The sequence below is a fragment of the Pseudomonas sp. RIT-PI-o genome, from assembly GCF_001297215.1.
Classification (GTDB): Bacteria; Pseudomonadota; Gammaproteobacteria; order Pseudomonadales; family Pseudomonadaceae; genus Aquipseudomonas; species Aquipseudomonas moraviensis_A.
In genome coordinates this window covers 41,092-56,858 of sequence record NZ_LHPA01000051.1, presented here as the reverse complement: position 1 = coordinate 56,858, position 15,767 = coordinate 41,092, and the positions used below count along the sequence as shown (strand labels likewise).

Here is a 15,767-nt window from a genome sequence, read left to right as displayed (position 1 = left end):
ATAGGCAACTCCCACATGCCTGTTGCTGTCGAGGCGGTGGCCACCCCCTTGGAGGGGTGGCTCGGGCCGGTTTCCTTCAAAACTTTGCCCTTTTTGCCCTTGTTCGCGGGGGCTCAGGGGCTTAGGGAGGGTGGAGCGGGGAATTTAATCTGCCATGAAACAAAACCCCCGGCCTGGGCCGGGGGTTCTGGTATCACTCGTCGAGGAAGGAGCGCAGATGCTCGCTTCGCGTCGGGTGGCGCAGCTTGCGCAGCGCCTTGGCTTCGATCTGACGGATCCGCTCACGCGTTACGTCAAACTGTTTGCCCACTTCTTCGAGCGTATGGTCGGTGTTCATGTCGATACCGAAGCGCATGCGCAATACCTTGGCTTCACGGGCAGTGAGGCCGGACAGTACTTCGCGAGTCGCTTCCTTCAGACTTTCCACCGTGGCGACATCGATTGGCGACTGCATGGTCGAGTCTTCGATGAAGTCGCCCAGATGGGAGTCTTCGTCATCACCGATCGGGGTTTCCATGGAGATCGGCTCTTTGGCGATCTTCAGTACCTTGCGGATCTTGTCCTCAGGCATTTCCATGCGTTCGCCCAGCTCTTCCGGGGTCGGTTCGCGACCCATTTCCTGCAGCATCTGCCGGGAAATACGGTTGAGCTTGTTGATCGTCTCGATCATGTGCACCGGGATACGAATGGTGCGGGCCTGGTCGGCGATCGAGCGAGTGATCGCCTGACGGATCCACCAGGTGGCATAAGTCGAGAACTTGTAACCGCGACGGTATTCGAACTTGTCCACCGCTTTCATCAGACCGATGTTGCCTTCCTGGATCAGATCGAGGAATTGCAGACCGCGGTTGGTGTACTTCTTGGCGATCGAGATCACCAGACGGAGGTTGGCTTCAACCATCTCTTTCTTCGCGCGGCGGGCCTTGGCCTCACCGATCGACATGCGACGGTTGATGTCCTTGATTTCGGCGATGGTCAGACCGGTCTCGGTTTCCAGCGCGATCAGTTTCTGCTGGCAACGGATGATGTCCGGCTGCACGCGACCGATGGCTTCGGCGTACTTGCTCTTGCCTTTGGCCAGGGCGTCGGACCAGCTTTCGTCGACTTCGTTGCCCGGGAACTGACGCAGGAAATCGGCGCGCGGCATACGTGCATCACGTACGCACAGCTGCATGATCGCGCGCTCTTGCTGACGCAGACGATCCAGGGCACTGCGTACACGCTCGACCAGGGCTTCGAATTGCTTCGGCACCAGTTTGATCGGCATGAACAGCTCGGCCAGGGCCAGCAACTCGGCAACCGCTGCCTTGTTGTGACGACCGTGCTTTTTCAGGGCCTTGCGGGTGATTTCCATCTGGTCGGCCACGGCGCCGAAGCGCTGCGCAGCAATGACCGGATCCGGACCGCTTTCGGCTTCTTCTTCGTCATCGGAAGAGTCGGCTTCATCGTCGTCGGTGTCGTCGTCGGCCTTGACGGCTTTCGGATCGACCGGCGGCGGCACTTCTGCCGCAGGCGGCGCGATGCCATCGTCCGGGTCGATATAACCGCTCAGGACGTCGGACAGGCGACCACCTTCGGTGGTGACGCGGGTGTACTCGGAGAGAATGTGGTCAACCGTGCCAGGGAAATGCGCGATTGCGCTCATCACTTCACGAATGCCTTCTTCGATCCGCTTGGCGATTTCGATTTCGCCTTCACGGGTCAGAAGCTCGACCGTACCCATTTCACGCATGTACATGCGCACCGGGTCAGTGGTGCGACCAATATCGGTCTCCACCGCCGCCAACGCAGCGGCTGCTTCTTCCGCAGCGGCCTCGTCGGTATCGGCGTCGGCCAACATAAGGGCGTCCGCATCCGGAGCACTCTCGTGTACGGGGATCCCCATGTCGTTAATCATGCGGATGATGTCTTCCACCTGCTCCGGATCTGAAATATCCTCGGGCAGGTGGTCGTTGACCTCGGCGTAAGTCAGATACTTCTGCTCACGACCCAGTTTGATCAACTCAATAATACGAGACTGCTGTTGCGCTTTTCCGGACATAACACCCTATCCACTGAAGGTCTTGGCGGGCAAAAAACAAGCCGAGGATTATACCTGAGCTATGACCTCACGCGCCAGTTGAGGTCGGGTTTGATGCGGAAACATTGCGACTTAAAAGGTCGCGCAGTTGATTTTTCTCTTCGACGCTCAGTTCGCTTTGCCGCGCTTTCCTGAGTAACTGTTCGAGATTTCGCTCGCGTTGGCGGGCTGACAAGCTAGTAATGGTGTCGAAAAACTGTTGTTCAAGGTTATCTCCGTCAATCAGCCATTCCTTTTCTGCCAGTGCCTTGAGCAAGCGACCCTGTTCAGTGCCGTGCCATCGCGCGATCAACTGAAATGAGTTTAGCTTGGGATTCTTCTGTACGGCTTCGAGCAGCGCCACAAGCAGCTGGGCGTTGGTCTGATTTTCATCGGCAATGTGCCCGGCGTCTTCCACGCGCTTGGCCAGTTGCGGATGATGGAGCAATGTTCTAAGGGCCGTCAGGGTTGGCGATTCAACGCCAATCGGCGTGCGCGGGCGCTGCGGTTCACGGTCGCCGCCACGCTTGCCATTCTTGTCCCACGGTTTCTTGTCCCACTTCTTGCCGCCGGCGCCGGGTTTCTTCGGCGTCCATTCCTGCTGCGGCACATACATGTCTTGTGCCTGCGGCTGATGGTAGTCGCTGTAATCCGGCATGGCGTCGTAATCGATGCCCGGATCATAGGCGGGCGGTGCTTCCTGCGGTGCACTCTGGACCAATTGGCTGACGGTCTCGCTGCTCAGGCCGGTGATCTCGGTCAGGCGCTGACGCATGAGAATGCGCAGGTTTGCGCCCGGCACCTTGTCGATCAGCGGCGCAGCGAGGGTGGCCATGTGCGCCTTGCCCTCGAGGGAGCGCGGATCGGCTTCTTCGGTCAGTTGCTGGAAAAAATAATCGGCCAGCGGCTGCGCGTGCTGATTGATGCGCGCCTTGAAAGCGTCGGTGCCTTCGGCGCGCACCAGGGTATCCGGGTCTTCGCCTTCGGGCAGAAACAGGAATCGTGCGCGGCGACCGTCCTGCAGGCACGGCAGGGTCGCCTCCAGTGCGCGCCACGCGGCGTTGCGCCCGGCCTGGTCGCCGTCGAAGCAGAACAATACGTTCGGAACGACGCGGAACAGGCGCTTCAAATGTTCTTCACTGGTCGCGGTACCCAGCGTGGCGACGGCATTGCGCAAGCCTTGCTGGGCGAGGGCGATGACGTCCATATAGCCTTCGACGACGATGATTTCATCGAGGTTGCGATTGTTCTTGCGCGCTTCATAGAGGCCGTAGAGTTCCTGGCCTTTATGGAATACCGGGGTTTCCGGTGAGTTCAGGTACTTGGGCTTGTCGTCGCCCAGTACGCGACCGCCGAAGGCAATGATCCGTCCCCGGGTGTCGCGGATCGGGAACATCACGCGATCGCGGAAGCGATCATAGCGTTTGCCGGTTTCGGCGTTCTCGATCAGCAGGCCGGCTTCGATCATGGCCTTCTGTTGCAGGGTGTCGCTGCTCAGATGCTTGAGCAGATTGTCCCAGCCCGGAGGCGCAAAACCGAGGCCGAAATCCCGGGCGATCTCGCCGGTCAGGCCGCGACCCTTTAGGTAATCCACTGCAGCCTTGCGCGATGGATGACTCTTGAGCGCTTGCCGATAGAAGTCAGCGGCGGCGGTGAGCAGCGGGTACAGCGGCGAATCGGTCGGCTGGCGCGGCTTGCGCTCGCGGCCGCTTTCTTCGCGGGGGATTTCCATGCCGGCGGCTTTGGCCAGATCTTCGACGGCCTGGGGGAAATCCAGGTTGTCGTGATCCATGAGAAAGCCGAGGGCGTTGCCGCCAGCGCCGCAGCCGAAGCAGTAATAGAACTGCTTGTCGGGGCTGACGCTGAATGACGGGGTTTTCTCTTTATGGAACGGGCAGCAGGCGGTGTAGTTCTTGCCGGCCTTCTTCAATTGCACGCGCGAGCTGACCACGTCGACGATGTCGGTGCGGTTCAGCAGGTCGTCAATGAAGCTCTGGGGAATCAGCCCGGCCATGGCATTCTCGTCGTCTGCGCTGCAATAAATCCGTTGCGCCAGGCTGTCGGACGCGGGCCATTGTTGGAAACGCACAAAAAGTGCGGCTCGACCGGTGTCGTCTGCGTGATCGCTGTCGGGAAGTGTATCTGCCGAAAATCCACTGACGTTAGTACCTATCAGTCTTCGACTATTTGAAAGTGTTGCGCTGAATCCGCTGACGGCCGGTTGTCGGCCTCGGATAGCTCAATAAAGCGGGCACGCATGCAGGTGCCTTGGGCTGATCGTCGTAAGAGGAATCAGTGGGTGTGCTCGTCAGTAGCCTTGAAAGGCTCGTCAGAAAAGACGTGCACCGCTGGCAAAAGAGCCAGGCCTGACGCGGTGAAGCAGATTTGTCTCGGTCGCATCGGCGGCGTCGACGGTGAAGCATCAAGCGTTTTACGCAAATGCCATTAGCCCGGCTGAGGGCCGGGCTTAGGCAAGAAGCTTGCTACGAACGTCTGTGTATTAGTACAGACGAACGGCGCGGCGCTGTTCGCGCTGAACTTTCTTGGCGTGACGCTTAACAGCGGCTGCTGCCTTGCGCTTACGCTCAGAAGTTGGCTTCTCGTAAAATTCGCGGCTACGAACTTCAGCCAGTACACCGGCTTTTTCGCAGGAGCGCTTGAAACGACGCAGAGCTACGTCGAAGGGTTCGTTCTCTTTTACTTTGACGGCTGGCATCCAGAGCTACCTTCATTCATTACCGGGGTCAACATCCTCGCGGCAAAAGAGCACTTGAAGACGTCGGTTTTTAAGGGTTGCGGATGTTAACCCCTCATCGCTCGGAATGCAAAGCCTCTGATCGAAAACCGCTGGTCGGGGCATCACGTGGCGACTATTATGCGCGCCTTCGAATTCAGCCTAAACAAGGCGCAAACCCATGCTAGTACTGGGATTAGAAACCTCCTGCGACGAAACCGGCGTCGCATTGTATGACAGCGAGCGCGGCCTGCTGGCCGATGCGCTGTTCAGTCAGATCGACCTGCACCGCGTCTATGGCGGTGTGGTGCCGGAGCTGGCTTCGCGTGACCACGTCAAACGCATGCTGCCCTTGATCCGTCAGGTGTTGGCCGAAGCCGACTGCGTGCCGACCGAGATCGACGCAATCGCCTATACCGCGGGTCCTGGCCTGGTCGGCGCGCTGCTGGTCGGTGCATCCTGCGCGCAGGCGCTGGCGTTTGCCTGGGGCATTCCGGCGCTTGGCGTGCACCACATGGAAGGCCACCTGCTGGCACCGATGCTGGAGCCGAAACCGCCGGAATTCCCGTTCGTCGCTTTGTTGGTTTCCGGTGGTCATACGCAGCTGGTCCAGGTCGACGGCATCGGCCAATACAGCCTGCTTGGCGAGACACTCGACGATGCGGCCGGCGAAGCGTTCGACAAGACCGCGAAGATGATGGGCCTCAATTATCCCGGCGGGCCGGAAATCGCCAAGCTGGCCGAGAAGGGCGTCGCAGGACGTTTTACCTTCCCGCGTCCGATGTGTGATCGTCCGGGGCTGGATTTCAGCTTCAGCGGCCTGAAAACCTTCGCCCTCAACACCTGGCAGCAATGCGTCAGCGCCGGGGACGACGGCGAACAAGCCCGTTGCGACATCGCGCTGGCGTTCCAGCAGGCCGTAGTGGAGACTTTGACCATCAAGTGCAAGCGCGCCCTGAAACAGGCGGGCATGAAGCGGCTGGGGATTGCCGGCGGCGTCAGCGCCAACAAGGCGTTGCGGATTTCCCTGGAAAAGATGCTCGGCGATATGAAGGGCGATGTGTTCTACGCGCGTCCCGAGTTCTGCACCGACAATGGCGCGATGATTGCGTTTGCCGGATGCCAGCGGCTCAAGGCCGGTCAGCAGGAAAGTCTGGCCATCACCGTGCAGGCGCGCTGGCCGATGGAGCAGTTGTCGGCATTGTGATCAGCGATGCTCGCGGACGTCATTCAAAAATGCCGTTCGCGCCCGGCAAACAGGTCGCGTAGATTGCCGCGATGACGCCAGACAATCAGCAAGGTCAGCGCGCTCATTGGCAACAAGGCCTCCGGTTCCTGCCAGGCCAGCAGCGGCAGGGTCAACGGCGTGGCAATCAGCGCTGCCAGCGAACTGGTGCGAGTCAGGTAGATCGTCAGCAGCCAGGCGCACACCGCCAGCAGCGCAGCAGGTGGATACAGGCCGAGCAACATGCCGGCGGCAGTGGCGACGCCTTTGCCGCCACGAAAGCGGAAGTACAGCGGGAACAGGTGACCGATCACGGCGCACACGCCAATCCACGCCTGATCCTGCAGCGAAAGGCCCGCGCTCGATGCGATCAGCACCGGCAGCAGGCCTTTGCACAGATCACCGAGCAGGGTCAGGATCGCCAGTTTGCGACCGGCCAGGCGCAGCATGTTGGTGGCGCCGGCATTACCCGAGCCACTCATTCGCGGATCCGGGTTTCCGGTCAGGCGGCTGAGCAAAATGGCGAAGGACAGCGAGCCGAGCAGGTAGGCGAGAATCGCCAGTAACCAAAACATGCTAACTATTCCGGGCGAGGACGCCCTGATTCTAACGGCGCATCGCGCCCTTGTCGTGCAGCGGAGAGAAGTGCTTGGACAGAGTGTTTATCGAGGGCCTGGAAGTCGACACCGTGATCGGTGCCTACGACTGGGAGCGCGGCATCCGTCAGTGCCTGCGTCTTGATCTGAGCTTCGCCTGGGACAATCGCCCGGCCGCCGCTGGTGACGACCTGACCCTGGCGCTCGATTACGCCAGCGTTTCCACGCGCATCCAGGCTTTTGCCGAGCAGGCGCAGTTCCAACTGGTCGAGACCTTTGCCGAGCGTCTGGTTGAAGTGCTCATGGCCGAATTCAACATCACCTGGGTACGACTGAAGCTGACCAAGCCGGGCGCCGTGCCGGCAGCCAAGGGCGGTGTGGGTGTGGAGATCGAGCGCGGATGTCGCTGACTCAGGTCTACCTCGGGCTCGGTAGCAATATCGAGCGGGAAACCCATTTGCGTGCCGGTCTCGATGCGCTGGCGAAATTTCTGGTGGATATCCGTTGTTCGGCGGTGTTCGAGAGCCAGCCGGTGGGCATCAAGAGCGGGCCGTTCTTCAATTTCGTGGTTTCGGCGTACACCGATCTGCCATTGATGGAGCTGGATCGGCGCTTGAAATTCATCGAGGCGGATAACGGTCGTTATGCACCGGATCGCAAGGGGTTGCCGCTGGATATCGACGTGCTGCTGTATGGCGATCTGGTGGGTAATTTCGACGGATTGACTCTGCCGCGGGCGGAAATCCTGAAAAACGCTTTCGTGCTGTGGCCGCTGTCATTGATCGCGCCGCAGCGGGTGCATCCGGGTGTGGGCAAGAGCTTTGCGACGTTGTGGGCTGAGGCGCAGATTGATCAGGTGTTGGCGCCGGTTGCGTTCGAATGGCGGGGGGAGCAGCTCACGCCTTCGGATTTGCGCTGATCCAACGGGCGCCATCGCGAGCAGGCTCACTCCTACATTTTGGAACGCATTCCCCTGTAGGAGTGAGCCTGCTCGCGAAGCTTTTTAGGCTGTCGCCGCCTCTTTGTAGGCTTTCAACGCTTTGAGCCGCTCACGCTTCAGCGCTTCGCCCAACTGAGGGCCCTTGAAGCCCATTTCCAGCAGTGGCTGCACCGCCACTTCTCGCGCAGCCTTCGCCGCACCGCGCAGATATTCCGCCTGTGGATAACTGCGCTGCTCCAGGCCTTTGCGACCACGAGCATCCATCTCGCACGCAGCGATGAACTCCTCGAAGCGCTGCGGCCGCCGATAGACATCGAAGCTCTGCAGCAACTCCAGCAATGTGGAGGCCTTCAACTCCAGAGCCCGGTGCCCATGGGTGTGATACTGGCCGACCAGCAGAGCCAGTTCCTGACAATCCTTGGGTGCCTTGAAGCGCTGGTTGACCGCTTTGATCAGCTTCAGCCCGGTGTGCTCATGAGCGATATGCCGAGGCCATTCCTCTTCTGGCGTCAGGCCTTTGCCCAAGTCATGCAGCAGGCAGGCCCAGCGCACCGTCAGCGGTTGCCTGTGCAGGGCTGATTGTTCCAGCACGCTCAGGGTGTGCAGGCCTGTGTCGATTTCCGGGTGATGGGCCTGCGGCTGCGGTACGCCGAACAAGGCGTCAACCTCCGGCATCAGCACTTTGAGGGCGCCGCAGTTGCGCAACACCTGGACGAATACCTGCGGGTGGTTTTCCATCAGCGCCCGGGAAATTTCCTTCCAGCTGCGTTCGGCCGTCAGTGCCTGCAGTTCCCCGGACTCGCTGAGCTGACGCATCAGCTCCATTGTCTCGTCTGCGACCGTGAAGCCCAGTTCGGCATAGCGCGCGGCGAAACGGGCAACGCGCAGCACACGCAGCGGATCTTCGGCGAACGCCGGGGAAACGTGACGCAGAATTCGCGCTTCAAGATCGCGCTGGCCATCATAGGGGTCGGTCAGGTTGAGCTGATCGTCTTCGGCCATGGCATTGATCGTCAGGTCGCGGCGAATCAGGTCTTCTTCCAGCGTGACTTCGGGACTTGCATGGAAAGTGAAGCCGCCGTAGCCGCGGCCACTCTTGCGTTCCGTGCGGGCGAGGGCGTATTCCTCGCCGGTCTTCGGGTGCAGAAACACCGGAAAATCTGCGCCAACCGGGCGGAATCCCTTGGCGAGCATTTCTTCAGTGGTCGCGCCGACCACGACCCGGTCGACATCAGTGACCGGCAATCCCAACAGGCGATCACGTACCGCGCCGCCAACCTTGTAAACCTGCATAAAAAAACCTCCGTCAGTCCGACAGGATAACCCTTGCGTCAGACGTTCGGAGGCCAGAACCGGATCAAAGATGAATCACGGCCAGATCGAGCCGGCCATAATCGCCTTCGCTGTGCTCACTGCGTGGCGGCACGTGATGGGTTTTCATGATCTGGTCACCCTGCAGGGTTTCCAGATGAATGTCGAACCCCCATAGCCGGTGCAAGTGCTTGAGCACTTCATCGGTGGAGTCACCCAGCGGTTTGCGGTCATGTTGCTGGTGGCGCAGGGTCAGGGAGCGATCGCCGCGCCGGTCGATGCTGTAGATCTGCACGTTGGGTTCACGATTGCCGAGGTTGTACTGCGCAGCCAGGGTTTCGCGGATGATGCGGTAGCCACCCTCGTCATGAATGGCCGGCACCAGCAGGTCATCCTTCTGATCGTCATCGAGGATGCTGAAGAGCTTCAGATCGCGGATCACCTTGGGCGACAGGTACTGCAGGATAAAACTCTCGTCCTTGAAACTGCTCATGGCGAACTTGATGGTCGACAGCCAGTCGGAGCCGGCGATATCCGGAAACCAGCGACGGTCTTCCTCGGTTGGCTCTTCGCACATGCGCCGAATGTCGCGGTACATGGCGAAGCCCAGCGCATACGGGTTGATACCGCTGTAGTACGGGCTGTCGAAACCCGGCTGGAACACCACGCTGGTATGCGAAGTGAGGAACTCCATCATGAAGCCATCAGTGACCAGGCCTTCGTCATACAGGTCATTCATCAGCGTGTAATGCCAGAACGTTGCCCAGCCTTCGTTCATCACCTGGGTCTGGCGCTGCGGATAGAAATACTGGGCGATCTTGCGCACGATTCGCACGATCTCACGCTGCCACGGCTCCAGCAGAGGTGCATGCTTCTCGATGAAATAGAGGATGTTTTCCTGCGGCTCGGCCGGAAAGCGGGCGTTGTCCTTGTCGCTGTATTTGTCCGCACCCTTGGGGATGGTGCGCCACAGATCATTGATCTGCTTCTGCATGTGCTCTTCGCGATCCTTTTGGCGCCGGCGCTCTTCCTCGGCGGAAATCGGATACGGACGCTTGTAGCGGTCGACACCGTAGTTCATCAGCGCGTGACAGGAGTCGAGCAGATCTTCCACCGCATCGATGCCATGGCGCTCTTCGCACTGCATGATGTACTGCTTGGCGAAAACCAGGTAATCGATGATCGAACTGGCGTCGGTCCAGGTGCGGAACAGGTAGTTGCCCTTGAAGAAACTGTTGTGGCCGTAGCAGGCATGAGCCACCACCAGCGCCTGCATGCAAATGGTGTTCTCTTCCATCAGGTAGGCGATGCACGGATCGGAGTTGATTACGATCTCGTAAGCCAGGCCCATCTGCCCGCGACTGTAGGATTTCTCGGTGCTGAGGAAGTGTTTGCCATAGGACCAGTGGTGATAGCCCAGCGGCATGCCCACTGACGCATAGGCATCCATCATCTGCTCGGCGGTGATCACTTCGATCTGGTTGGGGTAGGTATCCAGTGCGTAGCGGGCCGCGATCCGAGCGATTTCGCGGTCGTAGGTCTGGATCAGCTCGAATGTCCATTCGGAGCCGGTGGAAATCGGTTGGCGCTTCTGCTCTTTGGCGGTCATGTCACTAACCTGCGCTGGAAGAGTTCACGGAAGACCGGATAGATATCTCCGGCCGAGACCAGTTGCTGCTGGGCAAAAGTGTCAGAGAAGGCTTCGGCGATGCGTTCGTACTCGTACCACAGGGCCTGATGTTCGCGTGGGGTAATCTCCACATAAGTGTAGTACTGCACAAACGGCATGATCTGATTGATCAGAATGTCACGGCAGATCGGCGAGTCGTCGTTCCAGTTATCGCCGTCGGAGGCTTGAGCGGCATAGATGTTCCACTCGTTGCTTGGATAGCGCTCGGCCATGATTTCCTGCATCAGCTTCAAGGCGCTGGAAACGATGGTGCCGCCGGTTTCCCGTGAGTAGAAAAACTCCTCTTCGTCCACTTCCCGGGCACTGGTGTGGTGGCGGATGAACACCACGTCGATCTTGTCGTAGTTACGCTTGAGGAACAGATATAGCAGGATGAAAAAGCGCTTGGCGATATCCTTGGTCGCTTGCGTCATCGAGCCGGAAACGTCCATCAGGCAGAACATCACCGCTTTCGAGCTGGGGTTCGGTTGCTTGACCAGCAGGTTGTATTTCAAGTCGAAGGTATCGAGGAACGGCACACGGTGGATACGTGCACTGAGTTTCTCGATTTCGGCCTCGAGTTCCTGGATATCACCGAAATTGTCCGGCTCTTCGCGCTTGAGCCGCGCCAGCTCTTCCTTGGCTTCGCGCAGTTTCGCGCGGCTGCTGCCGGACAGGGCAATACGACGCGCGTGAGCTGAGCGCAGGGTGCGGATGATGTTGATCCGTGACGGATTACCCTCGTTGCTGATCCCGGCGCGTACGGTTTTGAACGTGTCGGTGCCGGTCAGGTTGCGTTTGACCAGGTTCGGCAGTTCGAGGTCTTCGAACATGAATTCGAGAAATTCTTCCTGGGTGATCTGGAAGACGAACTCGTCCATGCCTTCGCCGGAATTGCCGGCCTTGCCCGGACCGCGGCCACCTCCGCCTCCGGGTGGGCGCGCAATGTGTTCACCGGCCGTGAATTCCTTGTTGCCGGGATGCACCACGGTCTGTTTGCCGCCGCGTCCATGATGAAGTACCGGCTCGTCGATATCGCGGCCAGGAATACTGATCTGTTCCCCGTGCTCCATATCGGTAATGGAGCGCCGGCTGACTGCCTCTTCGACAGCCTTTTTGATGTGGTCACGATAACGCCGCAGAAAACGCTGACGGTTCACCGTGCTCTTGTTCTTGCCATTGAGGCGTCGGTCGATCACATAGCTCATAAGGCCCCTCCGGGGAGCTTCAAGTTTTGAGCTGTAAGCTGCAAGTAGAAGCCGATCCCGAAAAACTCCGGTTTACACGCTTTTCTCTTGCAGCTCGTAGCTGGACGCTTGCAGCTGCCTCACTGCGACTTGCGGACCCGCAGGTACCATTCGGACAGAAGCCGTACCTGTTTATCGGTGTAGCCACGTTCAACCATTCGTGTAACGAAGTCGTTGTGTTTCTGCTGATCCTCTTTGCTGGCCTTGGCGTTGAAGCTGATGACGGGCAGCAGGTCCTCGGTGTTGGAGAACATTTTCTTCTCGATGACCACCCGCAGTTTTTCGTAGCTGAGCCAGGTCGGATTCTTGCCGTTGTTGTTGGCCCGGGCGCGCAGGACGAAGTTGACGATTTCGTTGCGGAAATCCTTCGGATTGCTGATGCCGGCCGGTTTTTCGATTTTTTCCAGTTCTTCGTTCAGGGCCACGCGGTTGAGGATCTCGCCGGTTTCCGGATCGCGATACTCCTGATCCTGAATCCAGAAGTCCGCGTACAGCACATAGCGATCGAAGATGTTCTGACCGTACTCGCTGTAGGACTCGAGATAAGCAGTCTGGATTTCCTTGCCGATAAACTCGATGTAGCGCGGGGCGAGGTATTCCTTCAGATAACGCAGATAGCGTTCGCGGGTTTCAGCCTGGAACTGCTCCTGTTCGATCTGCTGCTCCAGCACATAGAGAAGGTGCACCGGGTTGGCGGCGATTTCATGCGGGTCGAAGTTGAACACCTTGGACAGGATCTTGAAGGCGAAGCGGGTCGACAGACCGTTCATGCCTTCATCGACACCGGCCGAGTCGCGGTACTCCTGAATCGACTTGGCCTTCGGATCGGTGTCCTTGAGGTTTTCACCGTCGTAGACGCGCATCTTCGAATAGATGTTGGAGTTTTCCGGTTCCTTGAGGCGCGACAGCACGGTGAACTGCGCGAGCATCTTCAAGGTGTCCGGTGCGCAATGCGCCTTGGACAGGGAGCTGTTGAACAGCAATTTGTCGTAGATCTTCACTTCATCGCTGACGCGCAGGCAGTACGGCACTTTGACGATGTAGATCCGGTCGATGAACGCCTCGTTGTTCTTGTTGTTGCGGAAGGTGTGCCACTCCGATTCGTTGGAGTGAGCCAGCAGGATGCCGGTGAACGGAATCGCGCCGAGGCCTTCGGTACTGTTGTAGTTACCCTCCTGCGTGGCGGTCAGCAGTGGGTGCAGCACCTTGATCGGCGCCTTGAACATTTCGACGAATTCCATCAGGCCCTGGTTGGCCCGGCACAGCGCACCGGAGTAGCTGTAGGCATCGGCGTCGTTCTGCGGGAATTCTTCGAGCTTGCGGATATCGACCTTGCCGACCAGCGCCGAGATATCCTGGTTGTTCTCGTCACCGGGTTCGGTCTTGGCGACGGCAATCTGATTGAGGATCGACGGGTACAGTTTGACCACGCGGAACTGGCTGATGTCGCCGCCGAATTCAGCCAGGCGCTTGGTCGCCCAGGGCGACATGATGGTGTTCAGGTAGCGCCGTGGGATACCGAAGTCTTCCTCAAGGATCGCGCCATCTTCGGTGGCGTTGAACAGACCCAGAGGCGATTCGAAGACCGGCGAGCCCTTGATGGCGTAGAAGGGCACTTTTTCCATCAGCTGCTTCAGCTTCTCGGCCAGGGACGATTTACCGCCACCCACGGGGCCGAGCAGATAGAGGATCTGTTTCTTCTCTTCCAGGCCTTGGGCGGCGTGGCGGAAATACGAGACGATCTGGTCGATGCATTCTTCCATCCCATGGAAGTCTTCAAAGGCCGGATAGCGACGGATCACCTTGTTGGAGAAGATGCGCGACAGCCTCGAATTGGTCGAAGTGTCGAGCAGTTCCGGTTCGCCGATCGCCATCAACAGACGCTCGGCGGCGGAAACGTAGGCGCTGCGATCCTGTTTGCACAGCTCCAGGTACTCCTGCAGAGAAAGTTCTTCCTGGCGTGTGGATTCGAAGCGTTGTTGGAAGTGGCTAAAGATACTCATGACGTCACCTCGCTCGATACGTGGAGCCGACGCCGGATCACTCAGTCGATGCTGGCAGCAGTCGCTATGGCAGCTGCTGTTTACCCCCCAGAATTCTTCCACGGTCGACAAACCGCGAAAGCTACTCCCGATGACCCGCGCGCCGGTGTACCGGCTCTCCCCTGTTTTGGATGGCCTGCGCTTAAGGATAGTTGGGAATTCGAGAGGTAAAGGCGAGATACGTAATTAGTTGTGGCAGACCGTTTGTCTGCCGCGCGCAGGCCCACGGAAGCCGGGGCCTGCGCCGCGCAAAAAAATTATTCTTCGCTGCCTTGTGCAGTTTCCGAAGGATAGGTCGTACGCCACAGCTCAAAACCGCCATCCATGCTGTAGACGTCGGAGAAACCTTGGCCGACCAGATAGGCAGCTGCGCCCTGACTGGAATTGCCGTGGTAGCAGACCACGACGGTCGGTGCATCCAGGTCGGCGCCTTGAATGAAAGCGTGCAGCGAATGGTTGTCGAGATGCTTCGAGCCGCTGATATGCAGTGAGGCAAAGGTAGCCGGGTCGCGCACGTCGACTACGACGGCGCCTTGTTCACGCAGGGCCTGGGCCTGTTCCGGGGGGATTCGTTTGAATTCGCTCATGACAAAGTTCCTGTTGCTCAACTGAAGGCGCAGTCTAGCGCGGTGCGCCGACTGGCGAAGATTCGGAGATAAGTGGCGCGACCGTGTGCGCAAGCCCGCCGTGTTCATCGCATTTGCATGACAGGCGTTCGCCGCTGTCGACGTTCATCAGCGTCAGGCTGCCGCCCCATACGCATCCGGTGTCCAGCGCTGAAATGCCCGGCTCGTGGATATTGCCTTCAAGCGCTGCCCAGTGACCAAAAATGATGCGCAGGCCCTTGGTCTTGCGCTCCTTGTGCTGAAACCACGGCTTGTAGCCGGGCGGGGCGCTGTCGAGGCCTTCCTTGCTCTTGAGGTCAAGCTTGCCCTCGGCGGTGCAAAAGCGCATGCGCGTGAAGTAATTGGTGATCACCCGCAGGCGATCGATGCCTTTGAGGTCGTTATCCCACTTTGCCGGCTCGTTGCCGTACATGCCGTCGAGGTAGGCGGGGAACACGTTGTCGTCGCGCAGCGCGGTCTCGACTTCGGCGGCGCACTTCAAGGCGCGGCGCAGCGACCATTGTGGCGGGATGCCAGCGTGAACCATGGCGACATCACGGATTTCGTCGTAATGCATCAGCTTCTGCTGGCGCAGCCATTCCATCAGTTGCGGGCCATCCGGCGCCTCGATGATTTCGCGCAACGTGTCGCTTTTCTTCAAACGCTCGATTTTCTTCGCAGCGGCCAGCAGGTGCAGGTCGTGATTACCGAGCACGCACACCAGTGACTCACGCATCTGGTAGAGAAAGCGCAGGGTTTCCAGCGACTGCGGGCCACGATTGACCAGGTCGCCCACGAGCCACAGCCGATCCAGCGCCGGGTCAAAGGCAACTTGCTTGAGCAGACACTTGAGCGGTTCGAGGCAGCCCTGCAGATCACCGACGGCGTAAGTCGTCATCAGTGCAGGGCTCCGGGTACAGCGAGGCGAAACGGTTTGATGACTGCATCGAAATGCTTGCCGTCATCGGCGAGCATTTGATAGGTGCCCTGCATGGTGCCGACCTTGGTGATCATTACCGTGCCGCTGGTATACGTGTGGCTTTCGCCCGCGGCGATCAGCGGCTTCTGGCCGACGACCCCTTCACCGCGCACTTCTTCGACATGGCCATTGCCATCGGTAATCACCCAATGCCGGGAGAGAAGTTTGGCCGCAATCTCACCGTTGTTCTGCACGGTAATGGTGTAGGCGAAGGCGAAACGGTCGTGTTCGGGTTGCGATTGGTCTGCCAGATAGTGGGTGACGACGCTGACATCGACCTGATAACGGGAATCGGACATGCAAGAAGGCCTTAACGAAGCGGAACGCGGGGCGTAGCTGATGGGGAATCAGTCTAGGCAA

14 protein-coding genes are annotated in these 15,767 nt (G+C 59.1%); 3 read left to right on the top strand and 11 right to left on the bottom strand.

The genetic code is table 11. From position 1 onward, the window contains the following. Positions 1 to 193: 193 nt before the first annotated feature. The 3 genes from rpoD to rpsU form a co-directional block, all read right to left on the bottom strand. Positions 194 to 2,041 carry an RNA polymerase sigma factor RpoD gene (gene rpoD, locus AEQ63_RS26365; protein ID WP_042610108.1) on the bottom strand — a complete coding sequence of 616 codons (1,848 nt, stop codon included), beginning with the start codon at positions 2,039 to 2,041 and terminating at the stop codon, positions 194 to 196. A gap of 67 nt (positions 2,042 to 2,108) precedes the next feature. Continuing rightward, a complete protein-coding gene (gene dnaG / locus AEQ63_RS26360) occupies positions 2,109 to 4,073 on the bottom strand; it encodes a DNA primase (RefSeq protein WP_042610109.1) in 1,965 nt (654 codons plus the stop codon). A 486-nt stretch (positions 4,074 to 4,559) separates the two neighbouring features. Then, complete coding sequence (gene rpsU / locus AEQ63_RS26355; protein ID WP_002551877.1) at positions 4,560 to 4,775, bottom strand: 30S ribosomal protein S21; 216 nt, start codon at positions 4,773 to 4,775, stop codon at positions 4,560 to 4,562. Positions 4,776 to 4,974: 199 nt separating this feature from the next. On the opposite strand from rpsU, the gene tsaD reads away from it, so the two are divergent. After that, positions 4,975 to 6,000, top strand: coding sequence for a tRNA (adenosine(37)-N6)-threonylcarbamoyltransferase complex transferase subunit TsaD (gene tsaD, locus AEQ63_RS26350; protein ID WP_064365406.1), 1,026 nt, complete (start codon positions 4,975 to 4,977; stop codon positions 5,998 to 6,000). 23 nt (positions 6,001 to 6,023) lie between these two features. On the opposite strand, the gene plsY is transcribed toward tsaD, so the two are convergent. Next, positions 6,024 to 6,593 (bottom strand): glycerol-3-phosphate 1-O-acyltransferase PlsY, encoded by a 570-nt coding sequence (gene plsY / locus AEQ63_RS26345; RefSeq protein WP_064365405.1) that lies wholly within the window; start codon positions 6,591 to 6,593, stop codon positions 6,024 to 6,026. Positions 6,594 to 6,667: 74 nt separating this feature from the next. On the opposite strand from plsY, the gene folB reads away from it, so the two are divergent. Both folB and folK read left to right on the top strand, forming a co-directional pair. Beyond that, a complete protein-coding gene (folB, locus tag AEQ63_RS26340; RefSeq protein WP_064365404.1) occupies positions 6,668 to 7,024 on the top strand; it encodes a dihydroneopterin aldolase in 357 nt (118 codons plus the stop codon). Next, the gene (folK, locus tag AEQ63_RS26335) at positions 7,015 to 7,533 is read left to right on the top strand and encodes a 2-amino-4-hydroxy-6-hydroxymethyldihydropteridine diphosphokinase (RefSeq protein WP_042610112.1); all 519 of its coding nucleotides are present in this window, start codon (positions 7,015 to 7,017) and stop codon (positions 7,531 to 7,533) included. The genes folB and folK overlap by 10 nt, the downstream gene beginning before the upstream one ends. Before the next feature lie 84 nt (positions 7,534 to 7,617). Here the strand turns inward: folK and AEQ63_RS26330 are convergent, their stop codons facing one another. From AEQ63_RS26330 to apaG, 7 genes are all read right to left on the bottom strand, one after another. Then, the gene (locus AEQ63_RS26330) at positions 7,618 to 8,847 is read right to left on the bottom strand and encodes a multifunctional CCA addition/repair protein (RefSeq protein WP_064365403.1); all 1,230 of its coding nucleotides are present in this window, start codon (positions 8,845 to 8,847) and stop codon (positions 7,618 to 7,620) included. A gap of 64 nt (positions 8,848 to 8,911) precedes the next feature. Further along, entirely contained in the window at positions 8,912 to 10,474 is a 1,563-nt protein-coding gene (locus tag AEQ63_RS26325; RefSeq protein ID WP_064365402.1) for a SpoVR family protein, read from the bottom strand. Then, positions 10,471 to 11,742 (bottom strand): YeaH/YhbH family protein, encoded by a 1,272-nt coding sequence (locus tag AEQ63_RS26320; RefSeq protein ID WP_039757709.1) that lies wholly within the window; start codon positions 11,740 to 11,742, stop codon positions 10,471 to 10,473. The genes AEQ63_RS26325 and AEQ63_RS26320 overlap by 4 nt, the downstream gene beginning before the upstream one ends. Positions 11,743 to 11,861: 119 nt before the next feature. Then, a complete protein-coding gene (locus AEQ63_RS26315) occupies positions 11,862 to 13,784 on the bottom strand; it encodes a PrkA family serine protein kinase (RefSeq protein WP_042610115.1) in 1,923 nt (640 codons plus the stop codon). Between the two features lie 296 nt (positions 13,785 to 14,080). Beyond that, complete coding sequence (glpE, locus tag AEQ63_RS26310; RefSeq protein ID WP_042610116.1) at positions 14,081 to 14,410, bottom strand: thiosulfate sulfurtransferase GlpE; 330 nt, start codon at positions 14,408 to 14,410, stop codon at positions 14,081 to 14,083. Between the two features lie 34 nt (positions 14,411 to 14,444). Continuing rightward, positions 14,445 to 15,326, bottom strand: coding sequence for a symmetrical bis(5'-nucleosyl)-tetraphosphatase (locus AEQ63_RS26305; protein WP_064365401.1), 882 nt, complete (start codon positions 15,324 to 15,326; stop codon positions 14,445 to 14,447). After that, positions 15,326 to 15,706, bottom strand: coding sequence for a Co2+/Mg2+ efflux protein ApaG (gene apaG, locus AEQ63_RS26300; RefSeq protein WP_042610118.1), 381 nt, complete (start codon positions 15,704 to 15,706; stop codon positions 15,326 to 15,328). The genes AEQ63_RS26305 and apaG overlap by 1 nt, the downstream gene beginning before the upstream one ends. Positions 15,707 to 15,767: the final 61 nt, after the last annotated feature.

Bases quoted from the DNA above. Each gene is read 5' to 3' on its own strand.
- rpoD (WP_042610108.1), bottom strand. From the start codon at position 2,041: ATGTCCGGAAAAGCGCAACAGCAGTCTCGTATTATTGAGTTGATCAAA.
- dnaG (WP_042610109.1), bottom strand. From the start codon at position 4,073: ATGGCCGGGCTGATTCCCCAGAGCTTCATTGACGACCTGCTGAACCGC.
- rpsU (WP_002551877.1), bottom strand. From the start codon at position 4,775: ATGCCAGCCGTCAAAGTAAAAGAGAACGAACCCTTCGACGTAGCTCTG.
- tsaD (WP_064365406.1), top strand. From the start codon at position 4,975: ATGCTAGTACTGGGATTAGAAACCTCCTGCGACGAAACCGGCGTCGCA.
- plsY (WP_064365405.1), bottom strand. From the start codon at position 6,593: ATGTTTTGGTTACTGGCGATTCTCGCCTACCTGCTCGGCTCGCTGTCC.
- folK (WP_042610112.1), top strand. From the start codon at position 7,015: ATGTCGCTGACTCAGGTCTACCTCGGGCTCGGTAGCAATATCGAGCGG.
- AEQ63_RS26330 (WP_064365403.1), bottom strand. From the start codon at position 8,847: ATGCAGGTTTACAAGGTTGGCGGCGCGGTACGTGATCGCCTGTTGGGA.
- AEQ63_RS26325 (WP_064365402.1), bottom strand. From the start codon at position 10,474: ATGACCGCCAAAGAGCAGAAGCGCCAACCGATTTCCACCGGCTCCGAA.
- AEQ63_RS26320 (WP_039757709.1), bottom strand. From the start codon at position 11,742: ATGAGCTATGTGATCGACCGACGCCTCAATGGCAAGAACAAGAGCACG.
- AEQ63_RS26315 (WP_042610115.1), bottom strand. From the start codon at position 13,784: ATGAGTATCTTTAGCCACTTCCAACAACGCTTCGAATCCACACGCCAG.
- glpE (WP_042610116.1), bottom strand. From the start codon at position 14,410: ATGAGCGAATTCAAACGAATCCCCCCGGAACAGGCCCAGGCCCTGCGT.
- AEQ63_RS26305 (WP_064365401.1), bottom strand. From the start codon at position 15,326: ATGACGACTTACGCCGTCGGTGATCTGCAGGGCTGCCTCGAACCGCTC.
- apaG (WP_042610118.1), bottom strand. From the start codon at position 15,706: ATGTCCGATTCCCGTTATCAGGTCGATGTCAGCGTCGTCACCCACTAT.